Origin of the sequence: Acinetobacter sp. S40 (assembly GCF_016624705.1) — a bacterium.
Classification (GTDB): Bacteria; Pseudomonadota; Gammaproteobacteria; order Pseudomonadales; family Moraxellaceae; genus Acinetobacter.
The window spans coordinates 12,279-26,611 of record NZ_JACVTU010000021.1; the positions used below are offsets into that span (position 1 = coordinate 12,279).

The 14,333-nt window shown below is 40.5% G+C and carries 15 protein-coding genes; 2 read left to right on the forward strand and 13 right to left on the reverse strand.

The genetic code is table 11. From position 1 onward, the window contains the following. Window positions 1-7 precede the first annotated feature (7 nt). The 10 genes from pdxJ to IAE19_RS15655 form a co-directional block, all read right to left on the reverse strand. On the reverse strand, window positions 8-733 hold the full coding sequence (gene pdxJ / locus IAE19_RS15610; protein WP_200461835.1) for a pyridoxine 5'-phosphate synthase: 726 nt from the start codon (window positions 731-733) through the stop codon (window positions 8-10). Between the two features lie 23 nt (window positions 734-756). Then, complete coding sequence (gene recO, locus IAE19_RS15615; protein ID WP_200461836.1) at window positions 757-1,467, reverse strand: DNA repair protein RecO; 711 nt, start codon at window positions 1,465-1,467, stop codon at window positions 757-759. Between the two features lie 8 nt (window positions 1,468-1,475). Further along, window positions 1,476-1,673 (reverse strand): NF038104 family lipoprotein, encoded by a 198-nt coding sequence (locus IAE19_RS15620; RefSeq protein ID WP_200461837.1) that lies wholly within the window; start codon window positions 1,671-1,673, stop codon window positions 1,476-1,478. Between the two features lie 25 nt (window positions 1,674-1,698). After that, window positions 1,699-2,727, reverse strand: coding sequence for a GTPase Era (gene era, locus IAE19_RS15625; RefSeq protein ID WP_200461860.1), 1,029 nt, complete (start codon window positions 2,725-2,727; stop codon window positions 1,699-1,701). Between the two features lie 11 nt (window positions 2,728-2,738). Next, on the reverse strand, window positions 2,739-3,431 hold the full coding sequence (gene rnc, locus IAE19_RS15630) for a ribonuclease III (protein ID WP_200461838.1): 693 nt from the start codon (window positions 3,429-3,431) through the stop codon (window positions 2,739-2,741). Continuing rightward, the gene (locus IAE19_RS15635; protein WP_200461839.1) at window positions 3,403-3,777 is read right to left on the reverse strand and encodes a DUF4845 domain-containing protein; all 375 of its coding nucleotides are present in this window, start codon (window positions 3,775-3,777) and stop codon (window positions 3,403-3,405) included. Before IAE19_RS15635 ends, rnc begins: the two co-directional genes overlap by 29 nt. A 23-nt stretch (window positions 3,778-3,800) precedes the next feature. Then, the gene (gene lepB / locus IAE19_RS15640; protein WP_200461840.1) at window positions 3,801-4,628 is read right to left on the reverse strand and encodes a signal peptidase I; all 828 of its coding nucleotides are present in this window, start codon (window positions 4,626-4,628) and stop codon (window positions 3,801-3,803) included. Window positions 4,629-4,691: 63 nt separating this feature from the next. Next, on the reverse strand, window positions 4,692-6,509 hold the full coding sequence (gene lepA / locus IAE19_RS15645; protein ID WP_200461841.1) for a translation elongation factor 4: 1,818 nt from the start codon (window positions 6,507-6,509) through the stop codon (window positions 4,692-4,694). Window positions 6,510-6,734: 225 nt separating this feature from the next. Continuing rightward, window positions 6,735-7,184: an acyl-CoA thioesterase gene (locus IAE19_RS15650; protein ID WP_200461842.1), complete on the reverse strand. Its 450-nt coding sequence runs from the start codon at window positions 7,182-7,184 to the stop codon at window positions 6,735-6,737. Between the two features lie 127 nt (window positions 7,185-7,311). Continuing rightward, window positions 7,312-8,694 carry a Do family serine endopeptidase gene (locus IAE19_RS15655; protein WP_200461843.1) on the reverse strand — a complete coding sequence of 461 codons (1,383 nt, stop codon included), beginning with the start codon at window positions 8,692-8,694 and terminating at the stop codon, window positions 7,312-7,314. Between the two features lie 257 nt (window positions 8,695-8,951). Here IAE19_RS15655 and nadB point away from each other — a divergent pair, with 257 nt between their 5' ends. After that, window positions 8,952-10,592 carry an L-aspartate oxidase gene (nadB, locus tag IAE19_RS15660; protein WP_200461844.1) on the forward strand — a complete coding sequence of 547 codons (1,641 nt, stop codon included), beginning with the start codon at window positions 8,952-8,954 and terminating at the stop codon, window positions 10,590-10,592. A gap of 68 nt (window positions 10,593-10,660) precedes the next feature. Here nadB and tmk read toward each other — a convergent pair whose 3' ends face one another. From tmk to pabC, 3 genes are read right to left on the reverse strand one after another with little or no spacing between them, the layout of a single operon-like run. After that, window positions 10,661-11,260 carry a dTMP kinase gene (gene tmk, locus IAE19_RS15665; RefSeq protein WP_200461845.1) on the reverse strand — a complete coding sequence of 200 codons (600 nt, stop codon included), beginning with the start codon at window positions 11,258-11,260 and terminating at the stop codon, window positions 10,661-10,663. 9 nt (window positions 11,261-11,269) lie between these two features. Next, window positions 11,270-12,340 (reverse strand): endolytic transglycosylase MltG, encoded by a 1,071-nt coding sequence (gene mltG, locus IAE19_RS15670; protein WP_200461846.1) that lies wholly within the window; start codon window positions 12,338-12,340, stop codon window positions 11,270-11,272. 1 nt (window position 12,341) lies between these two features. Beyond that, complete coding sequence (gene pabC, locus IAE19_RS15675) at window positions 12,342-13,154, reverse strand: aminodeoxychorismate lyase (RefSeq protein ID WP_200461847.1); 813 nt, start codon at window positions 13,152-13,154, stop codon at window positions 12,342-12,344. Between the two features lie 163 nt (window positions 13,155-13,317). Between pabC and IAE19_RS15680 the strand changes: the two genes are divergently transcribed. After that, window positions 13,318-14,319, forward strand: coding sequence for a sulfate ABC transporter substrate-binding protein (locus tag IAE19_RS15680; RefSeq protein WP_200461848.1), 1,002 nt, complete (start codon window positions 13,318-13,320; stop codon window positions 14,317-14,319). Window positions 14,320-14,333: the final 14 nt, after the last annotated feature.

The window sequence follows — 14,333 nt, forward strand, 5'->3', positions numbered from 1 at the left end:
TAAACTCTTATCTTGCTGCCTGAATCGCGGTTTTCATTTGTTGTACAGCTTGAGCTAAACCAACAAAGATACTCTCTGCAATTATCGAATGACCAATATTCAGTTCATGAATTTGAGGAATTGCAGCAATTGGGGCAACATTGTCCAGATTAAGGCCATGTCCTGCATTAACAATTAAGCCTTTGCTGGCCGCATATTCTGCACCCTGAATAATGCGCTCAAGTTCAGCACGTTGTGCTTGCTCATTTTCTGCATCGGCATAAGCCCCCGTATGCAGCTCAATCGTGGGTGCACCACAAGCAATAGCAGCATCAATTTGCGCCAAATCTGCATCAATAAATAAAGATACTTCACAACCAATTTCAGCGAGAGCCTGAGTAGCCGCTTTAATCTTCTCTAGTTGACCAACCACATCAAGACCACCTTCAGTTGTCACTTCCTGACGGCGCTCAGGCACAAAGCAAACATGTTGTGGTTTAATCTCTTTGGCAAATTGAACCATTTCCTCAGTTACAGCCATTTCCAAATTCATATGAGTGTTTAACAAGGGTCGCATACGGCGCACATCATCATCTTGTATATGCCGACGATCTTCGCGCAAATGCAAGGTAATACCCTCTGCACCTGCCTGTTCACAGACCAACGCCGCCTGAACTGGATCTGGATAAGTTGTACCTCGCGCCTGTCTCAATGTCGCAACGTGATCAATATTCACACCAAGCAAAGCAGCCATAGATAAATCCTGAGAGCAAAAAATTAAGAATGTGATTGTGTACTTTGTATCCAGAGTTGACGACTTTTTAGAGGCCGATCACCCAACAAAGATGTAATCATTTGACGGTATAGTTTACCTAATAATTGCAATTGTTCAGCAGAAAATTCTTCGCCCTCTACATAATTATGCATGCAACAAATTAGCTCACCCATTAGCGTGGCAGAACTACGACTCGCAACAGGCAAAAAACCTTCTGTTGTCTGAAATTGATAAGACATTAATGTACTAATAGGTTGCTGGTTACAATCCACATGAAAATCGACCGCATAGCCCAATTCTTGCAATAAAGCATGTTCAAACTGACGTAGAATTTGTCTTAAAAATAAAGCAGGCTGTGGATGTGAAGACAAAAGCTGCAACTGTGCCAATGTTTTCTGATATTGACTAAACGTTTGTGGCATCGCTTCTTCTAATGGGCATAAACGTAACAGGATTTCATTTAAGTAAAATCCTGCAAAAAAAGCGTCACCATGAAAAAAAACTGGATGATTTAAAATCTCAAGCTTAGTGAAATTTTTCAAATCACCTTTGCCTGTCGCTTGTAAAGTAATAGGTTGATATTGAGGGGGAGGTGTTTGCCTGAGAATCCCGTCCATACGACCATATTCTTCAGTAAACAGATGCACGATGTGGCTTTTTTCCCGATATTTTCGATGATGAACCAAATAGCCATGAATCACTTCATTACGCATAGACGAAGTTAATCATCCTTTTTTTGTTGGTCTTTATCATCATCACCATCTGGAATAACTGCCTCTACTACAGCAGCCGTACCTTTCACTACAGCTTTGGTGGTTCCATAAGCGACCTTTACGGGGACAGTCACAATTTTGGTGATACATCCCTGTAGCATTAACACACAGGCTAAAACACCAACACATCGCATTATGACTGTCATTACTTATTCTCTATCCACGTATATTTTAAATATCACTGTAACCTAGACTCTTGAGCGCACGTTCGTCATCAGACCAGCCGCCTTTGACTTTCACCCAAAGTGTCAGCATGATTTTCTGCTCAAACATTTTTTCCATATCAGTGCGTGCTTCCATGCCAATACGCTTGAGTTTTGCACCTTTTTCACCAATTACAATGGCTTTCTGTCCAGCACGTTCCACGAAAATGGTTGCATCAATGTAGGTACAGGCGGGTTTTAAACGGCCTGTCTTTTCATTAATGGTTTCTTCTTCCGTTTTAAACGACTCAATTTGTACTGTTAAATCATAAGGCAATTCTTCACCAAGCTGACGCATGATTTTTTCACGAATAATTTCACTTGCCAAAAAACGCTCAGAACGATCTGTAATTTGATCTAGCGAATAAAGTGGTGGCTGAAAAGGCAAATATTTCTCAATGGTGTCACGTAAGTGATCCAGATTCGCACCACGTAATGCAGATACAGGCACAATTTCAGCAAAATTCATCAATTTTGCACGCTCACGAATAAGCGGTAAAGCTTCATTCTTATTTTCAAACGTATCTAACTTATTAATGACAAGAATGACTGGCATTTCTGCATTTTTAAGCTTTTCCAAAACCAACTCATCATTTTGAGTCCATTTTTGTGCATCTACAACGAATAAAACCAAATTGACATCACGCAATGCCGAATGCGCTGCACGGTTCATCATTTTATTGATGGCGCGGACTTCTTTTTTATGCATTCCTGGAGTATCAACAAATACCGCCTGAGACTTTTCACGTGAATCGATTCCAACAATCTTATGACGTGTAGTTTGTGGTTTACGTGAAGTAATCGATAACTTTTGACCCAATAAATGGTTCATCAATGTGGATTTACCTACATTCGGTCGTCCAACAATCGCAACAAAGCCACTTCTAAAGTCAGCAGGAATGGTGACACCTTTGTCACTAAAGAATTGGTCAATCAGTTCATTGGCCTGACTTTCAGGATTTTCATTTGAATCTGGATTGACTTGATCAGAATGCATGGACATGCAGGCTATTGCTCCAATAACTTTAATATTTCTGCCGCCGCCGCCTGTTCAGCAAAACGTCGGCTTGAACCCTCACCTACAATATTAGGTAGCCCAGCTACCGAACATTGGACTTTAAAGTGCTGATGAGGGGCATCACCCTGAATATCTACAACCTCGTAAACAGGGAGAGGTTTTTTACGTGCTTGTAGATACTCTTGTAAACGCGATTTAGGATCTTTAAGCTGATCACTTGGCTCAATATGATCCAGATAAGGCGTATACCATTTTAAAACAATACTTTTCAGTAACTCTAAATCACCGCTATCCACATAGATTGCGCCAATGATGGCTTCGACTGTATCTGCTAATATCGATTCACGATGATGACCACCCGATTTTAATTCACCTGTGCTTAATATTAAACACCGGCTAAGTTTCAAATCGTTTGCAATCTTGCCTAAAGCTTCCTGACGTACTAGTGTAGCACGCATACGGGTAAGCCGACCCTCATTTTCATGCGGATAGGTCTGATATAAATAATTGGCAACAATCATGCCAAGTAATGAATCACCTAAAAACTCAAGGCGCTCATAATTGTATTTGTGACTGACAGATCGGTGTGTTAAAGCAAGCTGAAGTAACTCAGCTTGCTGAAACTGATAACCAATCCTGCTCGGTAATCGAGGATCACTTAGCTTGGACTGACCTTTGATCAAAATTTTTCTCGAATGTTAGAACTAAATCAATATTCAATAAGAACGGTTTTCTTATTTCGTATTTCTTACTGACGTTTAGACCATCTTGAGTTGATACTTTAGCAATATCTTTGAAATGTAAATCTCGGATATTGTTCATTTCCAGACGCTGATTCATCTGAGTATCAAACTTAGTAGGTGTAATATCGGAAGGGCTACTTTTCACCAGCTCTTCAATCTGATTATTAATCACCCGGTCATCCCAATACGCTGGCCAGATTGCAACGGCAGCCTTGACTGCCATCGCAAATAAAATTACCCCAAATAAAATAGCTAAATACGAAGCGCCTTGCTGAGACTTACGCATTTGTAATATTCCTAATCGTGTTTTTAGTCAATTTTGCCATTACGACTGAACGACGGAATTTTAAAGCCCGGCTCTTTATGCATCCAGATATAAAAAGCACGACCTGTTAAATTTTCCTCAGGAACAAATCCCCAGAAACGGCTATCTGCACTTTGGTCACGGTTATCGCCCATCGCAAAATAATGCCCTTTCGGAACAGTCACTTCCCAATATAAACCATCTTGATTCGAATATTTACCATTTTCTATATAATTGATAAATGGCGCCTGACGAGCGATATTTACGCCTTCAAGCTCACGCATGGTAAAAGTATGATCACCTAAGGTTTCTTTATGATAAATCGACGTTGGCGTATCTAAAATATCTTTTTCACGATGAAACTCAGTAGCAACTTTAGGGACTTTCTGACCATTAATTGATAATTGTCCATGATCATAAACAATATGATCGCCCGGCAAACCTACCACACGTTTAATATAGCTAATGCTAGGTTGCGGTGGATAACGAAAAACGATCACATCACCGCGCTCAGGTTCACCAACATTAATAATTTTCTTATTAATGATAGGTAAACGCACACCATAGTCAAACTTATTGACTAAGATAAAATCACCTGTTTCTAGCGTTGGAACCATCGAATCCGAAGGAATATTAAACGGCTCATACAGAAAAGACCGTAAAATTAATACAACAGCCAAAACAGGCCAAAAATCATATGCCCATGTAATCAGGAAATTTTCGTTCTCACGACCTTTGGTTGCACGTTGTTTGAATACCAATTTATCGAGTAACCATACGATAAAAAACAACAGCGTAACTGGAACGAGAATCAAATTAAAATCAAAATCCACAAAACCTCACTCGCAGCAACGCTGCTCGTTTTTCGACTGGGTAAAGCAATGCCTTCCCGCGCCTTATCTATCGACTTTTAATACAGCTAAAAACGCTTCTTGTGGGATTTCTACACTACCCACCTGTTTCATGCGTTTCTTACCTTCTTTTTGTTTCGCAAGTAATTTCTTCTTACGTGATACGTCACCACCATAACATTTTGCCAATACGTTTTTACGCATGGCTTTTACGGTAGAACGGGCAATAACCTGCGCACCAATCGCCGCCTGAATCGCAACATCAAACATTTGACGTGGAATCAAGTCTTTCATCTTTTCAACTAATGCGATACCACGATGACGAGCATCTTGACGGTGACAGATCATGGCCAAGGCATCCACCTTTTCACCATTAATTAATACATCAACCTTAACCAGAGATGAACTCTCAAAACGAACAAAGTTATAATCTAGCGAAGCGAAACCACGTGAACATGATTTCAACTTATCAAAGAAATCCATAACAACTTCGGCCATTGGAATTTCAAAAGTTAAGGAAACCTGATTTCCTAGAAACTTCATGTCTTTTTGGACGCCACGACGCTCGATACATAAAGTCATGACGTTACCTAAATATTCCTGCGGAACCAGAATATGACATTCGGCAATCGGTTCACGGAGGTCTTCGACCAAACTTCCATCTGGCATTTTTGAAGGACTATCGATATAGATCGTATCGCCTTTTTTGGTAAGGGCTTCATACACTACGGTTGGTGCAGAACTAATCAGGTCCAGATCATACTCACGTTCTAAACGTTCTTGTACAATCTCCATATGTAGCATACCCAAAAAGCCACAACGGAAACCAAAGCCTAATGCATCGGAGCTCTCAGGTTCAAAGAACAACGCTGAGTCATTGATCTGTAATTTTTGTAAAGCTTCTCGGAACGGTTCAAAGTCACTGGCATCAATCGGGAATAAACCTGCATACACCTGCGGTTTAACTTTTTTGAAACCCGGTAAAGTTTTAACTTCAGGCGTTGAAGACAACGTAATTGTATCGCCTACAGGAGCCCCAAAAATATCTTTAATTCCTGCAATTACGAAACCTACCTCACCCGCTTCAAGGATATCGGTCTCGGTGTGTTTAGGATTAAATACCCCGACAGATGTTACAGGATGAATCTGGCCTGTAGATTTAACTAGCATCTTGTCGCCTTTACGGATACGACCCTGCTTGATCCGTACCAAAGACACCACACCTAAATAGTTATCAAACCACGAGTCGATAATTAAAGCCTGTAACGGTGCTTCACGATCACCTTCTGGAGGCGGGATCACATCGACTAAACGCTCGAGGACACCTTCAACTCCTAAACCTGTTTTTGCAGAACAAGTTGGTGCATCTGTGGCTTCAATCCCGATGATTTCTTCAATTTCATGAATAACCCGCTCAGGTTCTGCCTGCGGTAAATCAATTTTATTGAGAATGGGTAAAACTTCCAGACCTTGTTCAATCGCGGTATAACAATTGGCAACGGATTGCGCTTCTACGCCCTGCGCTGCATCTACCACTAGCAATGCACCCTCACAAGCAGCAAGCGAGCGAGAGACTTCATAGGAAAAGTCTACGTGTCCTGGGGTATCAATAAAGTTAAGCTGATATTCTTGACCATTCGGATGCGTGTAATAAAGCGTTACGGATGCAGCTTTAATGGTAATCCCGCGTTCGCGTTCAAGCTCCATTGAGTCCAAAACCTGAGCTTGCATTTCACGGTCTTGTAAACCACCACACATCTGAATAAAACGGTCAGCCAAAGTTGACTTACCATGGTCAATGTGAGCAATGATCGAGAAGTTACGAATATTTTTGATATCAACGGATTTTTTAGCCGACGCCATAGATTACTCTGAAAAAAAATACACCTTTAAATGCAATACTTCACACAGTATGCAAGATGTAAAAGGACTGTCCTAAATTGCTGCACAGTATAAGCAACCGCTGATTAAAAATATAGTGCGATCATTCTGCTTTTAAAACTATTCATTGAATTGCAACAAAATACAGCTCCAATTAATTTTAATTCCTAAAAAGAAGTCAATGTATGCTCAAGTTACAACAAACGTTCAACCGTAACTCATGGTAAAATCTATCGGATTAATATCTTTGGCTAAAGGCTGGTAAGTCTGTGTAAAGGTAGGTGACATACGTTTTGGTCGACCCGTACTGATCTCAACACACGCCCATTTGGTTTTTGCCACAAACAAAACAGTTTGATCCTTAGGCCGATAAAATACATATTGACGTGACAAATAGATGCTATCAATCGCATCTAGCCATGTACGAAGTATAATTTCTTCACCTGCAAAAGCTGCTTTTCGATATTGTACCTGATGCTCGACTGCGACCATAGCATGATTCATTTCCAGATATTCTTTCAGGCCCAACCCCAAAGCCTCGACATGTGCCGTGGCTACATCCTGCATCCATTGCACATACATCACATTATTCACATGCCCCAATTGATCGATGTGTTCAGGCTGTACCACTAGTTTTAAATCAAAAATCGCACTCATTCTTTATTGGTTCCAATTTCCATCCTCATACAGAGGCTACTCTTCACATTTATACTGTATCTTACTAGAAATATCCCATAAAAAAGCCACTTCGTTTAAAGTGGCTTATTCAACATTAAAGCTAGGATTATTTGATTCGTAAGCCCAGCATAGCACGCTGTCCCTGACGAATAATTGACACTCGCGCTACCGTATTCTTTGGTAAAGCGGCTACGGTCTTAGCAAAATCATTGGCATTTAGAATTGCAGTGTTATTAATCTGAGTAATAACGTCACCAGAAATAATGTTTGATTGTGCAGCCAATCCTCCACGTGTGACATCCTGAACCAGAATGCCCCCGCGTACATCTAAACGTGATTGTTCCGCTGGTGTCAGGTTACGAATCGACATACCTAACACAGGACCATTTTGTTGTGCGGCTCGTTCAGAAGTAGCTGGCGTGTCATCTGGAGCAGTAGTTAAAGTCGCAGAAATACTACGAGGTGTACCGTCACGCAATATTTCTAACTGAATCGTTTGTTTTGGCATTGTCCGATTCAGATAGTTTAAAAGATCAGAGGTTCTTGAAATTGGAGAACCATTATATTTCATAATGATATCACCCGCTTTTAAACCTGCTTTAGCCGCGGGTGAATCTGGCGCAACCTGATTGATCAATGAACCTTCTGGACGCGGTAAGTTATAGGCATCGGCTAGGTTACGGTCAATATCCTGTAACATGACCCCTAGATAAGAACGCGTAACTTTTCCAGTGGTTTTAAGCTGTTGAACTACATCCATTGCCACATCGATTGGAATAGAAAATGACAAGCCCATATACCCGCCAGTACCACTAAAGATACGTGAATTAACCCCCACGACCTCGCCACGCTGATTAAATAAAGGCCCACCGGAGTTGCCAGGATTAAGCGCTACATCGGTTTGAATAAATGGAACAGAGGTTTCACCTTGCATATTTCGTGATTTTGCGCTCACGATCCCAGCAGATGCCGAATAATCAAAGCCAAATGGTGAGCCGATTGCAAGCACAGGTTCACCTACTTTAAGCTGATCGACATTGCCTATTTTTAAAGCGGGATAACTTGTACCATCAACTTTGAGTAATGCCACATCGGTACGTTCATCACTACCAATAACTTTTGCATCAATTTCACGGCGATCCTGCAATGTAATAGTAATGCGTGATGCATCTTCAACTACATGGTGGTTCGTGAGTAAATAACCATCATTACTAATGAAAAAAGCACTGCCGTATCCGACTTTTTCCTGAGGAACCTGTTGTTGTGGAATGACGACCTGATTACCAAAAAAACGTTTTAAAATCTCTGGGACTTGTTGTTGTAACAACTCTTCCTGAGTCATTTTTTTTACAACATTGACACTGACCACAGCTGGGCTGACTTGTTCGACCAAACTGGAAAAATCAACAGGCGTTGCAGCATCCGCTTGTACAGCTGCCATAGTAAACACCATGGCATACATTCCATTTTGTAAATAGCGACTATTCATGTAGCACAAACTCACACACTAGTTTTAGGTTAGACCCAATTGTTTTAACACAACTTTTTCTCCATTTCCGTAATAATATGTTTATTATTCCAAGAATAAAAAATTGTGATTATTGCATTAAATTTTCCATATTAGGATCATTTAGACGTTCTAAAATTTGAAAGTTTATTGAAATTTCGATTTAGATTTAAGCATATCGAGTCTTGCCTTTTCTTAAAAAAAAGCGTGTTATTAGCAAACTTTTTGTAAATTAGCTGATGGACATGCCTGATTTAGACACAACTCATCATTTTGATGTGATTATTGTGGGCAGTGGCGGCGCTGGTTTAAGCCTTGCTTTGTCATTACCAAGTCATTACAACGTTGCGGTTTTAGCAAAATCTTCCCTGACAGAAGCCAGTACTTTTTATGCTCAGGGCGGTGTTGCCGCGGTTCTGGATGAAACAGATTCCATTCAACAGCATATTGATGACACGATGATTGCAGGAGCGCATTTATGTGAATTAGATGCGGTTAAACAAACAGTGGAAGGTGGTCGTCCATCGGTTGATTTTCTCCTCAATCATGGAGTTCAGTTTACTTTAGATGAAGAAGATCAACTTCATTTAACCCGTGAAGGGGGGCATTCACAGCGTCGTATTATTCATGCTGCAGATGCAACAGGTAAAGCGATTTCCACGACATTAGTGCAACGTGCCCGCGAACAAAAAAATCTGACTATATTTGAAAATTACGTCGCGATTGATGTTATTACACTGCATAAATTAGGTCATACGGACCAGAGTAATCGTGCAGTTGGCCTTTATGTACTGGATGAAAAAACTGAAAAAGTCCATACATTTCTAGCCCCCTTTACGGCCCTTGCCTGCGGTGGCGCAATGAAAGCCTATCTGTATACCTCAAATCCTGATATTGCGACTGGTGATGGCATTGCCATGGCTTATCGCGCAGGTTGTCGTGTGGCAAATATGGAATTTAATCAGTTCCATCCGACCTGCTTGTATCATCCACAGGCACGTTCATTTTTGATCACCGAAGCTATGCGTGGTGAAGGCGCCTATTTGCGTTTACCTGATGGTGAACGTTTTATGTTGCGATTCGATGAACGCGCTGAATTAGCACCCCGAGATATCGTCGCACGTGCGATTGACTATGAAATCAAGCGCTTGGGAATCCGTCATGTCTGGCTGGATATTACTCATAAACCCGCTGATTTTATTCAGGAACATTTTCCAACCCTTTATACGCGTTTACTTGAGTTGGGTATTGATATTACCAAAGATATGATTCCTGTCGTTCCTGCCGCGCATTATACTTGTGGCGGTGTGGTTGTGGATGAACACAGCCAAACGGATCTTGAGGGCCTATATGCAATTGGGGAAACATCTTATACGGGTTTACATGGCGCTAACCGTATGGCCAGTAACTCACTATTGGAATGTTTTGTTTACGGAATGAGCGCCGCACAGGATATCCAGCACAAATTTAATCATGGTTTTACATTACCTGATGTACCCAATTGGGATGAATCTCAGGTCACTGATGCTGATGAAGATGTGGTTATCCTACAAAACTGGGATGAATTACGTTCGACCATGTGGAATTATGTCGGCATTGTACGCACCACCAAACGGCTAGAACGTGCTTTACATCGCATCGAAATGTTAAAACGAGAAATTACTGAATATTATCAGGACTATCGTGTCAGTAAAAATCTGATTGAACTGCGAAATCTGGTACTGGTTTCAGAAATGATTGTACGGTGTGCAATGCAACGCAAAGAATCTCGTGGCTTACATTACACACTGGATTATCCAGAGCTGGGAAATGAGCTACGAAAAACTGTACTGACGCCTCCTACTTTTGAAGTAGAACAACCGTTAGTAAATATAATTTAAGTCTAAAATTCTAAAAAGCCAATGCGCGAAAAAATGAATTATTTCGCGCATTTTTATATTTAAATACTCTATTTTAGATGGTTTAATGCATCCTCAAATACCTTTTCAGGGGTTTGCATCGCATCCAAACGCTTTACTCTTTCTGGGTAGAGTTGATGTAACTCGTGATAACCTTGACGTACTCGCTCAAAAAAATCGACTTTTTCCTGCTCAAAACGATCCAAAGCTCCACGTTCGCGGGCGCGCGACATGCCTAGCTCAATCGGTGCATCCAACCAGAATGTAATATCTGGCATTCGGGATACAAATGTTTGATTCAAAATATTGAGCTTTTCCTTGCTTAAACCTCGTCCAGCACATTGATAGGCATAGCTAGCATCGGTGAAACGATCGCTCAATACTGTTTTCCCTGCATTGAGAGCGGGAACGACAACCTGTTCTAAATGTTGTGCTCGTGCTGCATAAATCAATAAGAGCTCTGTATCATGCGCCATTTTTTCTTCATGATTGACTGCTAGCAATAGATCGCGAACTCTTTCAGCAAGTGGTGTGCCACCTGGTTCACGGGTCAATACAATCTGTTCTCCCTGCCGTTCAAAATACTCATAAATCTTGCGAATGAGCGTAGTTTTTCCTACACCTTCCGTGCCTTCAAAGCTAATGAACATTTTAACTCCCTAGTTTTTTGACCTTAACACGGATAAATAATCCTGAACTGCCTGATTATGCGCTTGCAGGGTTGCACTAAACTTGTGTCCACCATTGCCTGTAGCAACAAAATAAATAGTGTCAGATTGATCGGGATGCATAGCGGCTTCAATCGCTTTTTTCCCTGGCATGGCAATGGGTGTAGGTGGCAAGCCCGACATGGTATAGGTATTATAAGGCGTCGGTGTACGCAAATCCTGCCGACTAATTTTACCTTGGTAATTGTCACCCATTCCATAAATAACAGTTGGGTCAGTTTGTAAACGCATTCCTAATTTTAAACGGCGTACAAATACCCCTGAAACTTGTTCAAGCTCACGATCCAAACTGGTTTCTTTTTCGATAATAGATGCCATGATCAAAGCTTCATATTTATTTTTATAAGGTAAATCTGCTGCTCGATTTTGCCATGCGGTATCCAATGCTTTCATCTGATGTTGATACAGATCCGACAGGATTTTTTTATCAGTTTCACCTTTAGAAAAGAAATATGTGTTTGGTGCAAACAAACCTTCAGGATGTGAATACGGCAACCCCAGTTCTTTTGCTATTTGCTCTTGCGGTAAATTAACCACGGATTTAGTCACATACGGATCTTTTTTCAAATTGGCAATCAATTGCTTGAAGGTCGTTCCTTCAATCACTTGAACCCGAATCATTTGTGCATTTTCCGCATTAGACAACATACCCAATACCTGTCGAATGCTCATTCCCTGAGGAACTTCATATACCCCTGCTTTCATCGTGTCATGAATAAAAAATTTCTGATAAATTTTTAGAATTAACGGTATAGAAACCTGATTATCTCTCGCCAAACGCTCAATAAAATGAGAATACGTGTCTCCACTGGCAACCACCAATAATTCTTTTTTGCCTTTTACAGGATAGTCTTTAAAGAGATTGGTCCAAACGAGACTCACAACCCCAATACCTAAAATGCAAAGTGCCATGAGCCATTTTCTGTTTTTTTTAAAAAAGCCTATTTTGTTTGGAGGCTTTTTTTTATTTTTTGCTTTAGGCTTATTTGAAGGTTTTGACATATCAGTGAATCTGGTTCAGTTGAAGTGTATGAAAAAGATCTACACATATTTGAGAATCTAAAGGTTTTCCATCAAGATGGCTCACAGCTTTCATTGGATGCAGCGCATTACAAAAAAATAATGCCTGAATATTTTCCAGCTCATTCATATCGATAAAACCATGTGCGACAGGCACACCCATTTTTTCCATTCGAGATAAAATTTCGGCCCGCATCACGCCGTGCACGCCATTATAACGAAGTTCGGGCGTAATCCATGTATCTTTTAAATAAATAAAGCAATTACTGCTAATACCTTCAACAATCAACCCCTGTACATCCGTTACAAGTGCTTCAGGCCATTGTCGTTGATCAGCCTCCTGTTTTAGTAAAACCTGCTCTAGCCGATTTAAAGTTTTTAGTCCCACTAAATGCGGCATCGTCATTCCTAACACCTGATTTAATACACCCGTCTGTATAAATTGAGGATGGCATTCAGCAAGTTCTTGTGGATAAAACCAAACATAAATATCCGCATTTTGCGTGGGCAAACTATAACCACGCTGGCCGACACCCCGACTAATAACAATCTTAAGAGTACCAGTTAAAATATCGTTCAGGCATTGTAATTGCACAAGAGTTTTTTCAATCAACGACAAATCTGTCTTGAGAAACAAATAATCACAACTATTTTTTAAACGTAACATATGACGTGCTTTTAATTCAAAATGCCCCCGATAAATACGGGCTGTCGTAAAGCAGCCATCTCCATAATGAAATGCACGATCTTGTAAATCTAATGACTCGACTTGTTCTGCATTTTTAAAACACCACATCGCTAAACATCCCGTTGATTTTCCAGCTTAGTTTAAAAACACATAAGCTTTTTTTATTTCTTTTTTATTCATATAAAATTCATTTTTTATTATTTTTTATGAATAAAGACTCGCAGTATGCTGCATCCATGTTCTCAACATTTATTTGAATCAGGGGAAAAACATGCGTTTGGCACAATTAAAGGTAGGGGTTTTGGCTGCGTTGATTTCAGTTTCATCATTTGCAGCAACAGATTTTTTAAACGTTTCATATGATCCAACACGTGAACTCTATGAAAACTTTAACAAAGAGTTTGGCGCGTATTGGAAACAGCGTACCGGTCAGGATGTAAATTTCAAACAATCTCATGGTGGCTCAGGAAAACAAGCCCGTGCGGTAATCGATGGTTTACAAGCTGATGTAGTGACTTTGGCTTTGGCAGCAGATATCGATGAAATTGCTGAAAAAGCAAAACTCTTACCTGTTGACTGGCAAAAGAAATTTCCGCAAAACTCTACCCCTTATACATCCACTATCGTTTTCCTTGTTCGTAAGGGCAATCCAAAAGGTATTAAAGATTGGGCTGATATTGTAAAACCAGGTGTAGAAATTATCACACCAAATCCAAAAACATCGGGCGGTGCACGCTGGAACTATTTAGCAGCATGGGCATGGGCGAAACATCAATATGGTTCTGACGCTAAAGCACGGGAATTCGTTCGCCAGATTTATAAACAAACCAAAGTTCTTGATTCAGGTGCACGTGGTGCGACCACAACTTTTGCTGAACGTGGCATTGGGGATGTATTACTGGCTTGGGAAAACGAGGCCTATTTAGCACAGCGCGAACAACCGGGCAAGTTTGAAATCATTACTCCGTCTCTTTCAATTTTGGCAGAACCACCCGTTGCAATTGTTGAAAAGAATGTAAAAAAAGATGGCAATGAAAATCTAGCCAAAGCTTATCTTAACTTCCTTTACTCGCCAAAAGGACAGGATATTGCAGCGAAAAACTTTTATCGTCCACGTAATGCAGACATTTTAAAACGTTATAGCAGCACATTTAAACCACTTAAATTGGTCACGATTGATAAAGAATTTGGTGGCTGGACCAAAGTACAAAAGCAGCACTTTGACAATGGCGGCATTTTTGATCAAATCGTAAAAGAAAACAACGTGAAATAATCAGCGTTTATCGG

Coding starts and splice junctions, on each gene's coding strand:
- nadB (WP_200461844.1), top strand. CDS start 8,952: ATGGACATGCCTGATTTAGACACAACTCATCATTTTGATGTGATTATT.
- IAE19_RS15680 (WP_200461848.1), top strand. CDS start 13,318: ATGCGTTTGGCACAATTAAAGGTAGGGGTTTTGGCTGCGTTGATTTCA.
- pdxJ (WP_200461835.1), bottom strand. CDS start 733: ATGGCTGCTTTGCTTGGTGTGAATATTGATCACGTTGCGACATTGAGA.
- IAE19_RS15635 (WP_200461839.1), bottom strand. CDS start 3,777: ATGCGTAAGTCTCAGCAAGGCGCTTCGTATTTAGCTATTTTATTTGGG.
- lepA (WP_200461841.1), bottom strand. CDS start 6,509: ATGGCGTCGGCTAAAAAATCCGTTGATATCAAAAATATTCGTAACTTC.
- pabC (WP_200461847.1), bottom strand. CDS start 13,154: ATGTGGTGTTTTAAAAATGCAGAACAAGTCGAGTCATTAGATTTACAA.
- era (WP_200461860.1), bottom strand. CDS start 2,727: ATGCATTCTGATCAAGTCAATCCAGATTCAAATGAAAATCCTGAAAGT.
- IAE19_RS15650 (WP_200461842.1), bottom strand. CDS start 7,184: ATGAGTGCGATTTTTGATTTAAAACTAGTGGTACAGCCTGAACACATC.
- IAE19_RS15620 (WP_200461837.1), bottom strand. CDS start 1,673: ATGACAGTCATAATGCGATGTGTTGGTGTTTTAGCCTGTGTGTTAATG.
- tmk (WP_200461845.1), bottom strand. CDS start 11,260: ATGTTCATTAGCTTTGAAGGCACGGAAGGTGTAGGAAAAACTACGCTC.
- recO (WP_200461836.1), bottom strand. CDS start 1,467: ATGCGTAATGAAGTGATTCATGGCTATTTGGTTCATCATCGAAAATAT.
- mltG (WP_200461846.1), bottom strand. CDS start 12,340: ATGTCAAAACCTTCAAATAAGCCTAAAGCAAAAAATAAAAAAAAGCCT.
- IAE19_RS15655 (WP_200461843.1), bottom strand. CDS start 8,694: ATGAATAGTCGCTATTTACAAAATGGAATGTATGCCATGGTGTTTACT.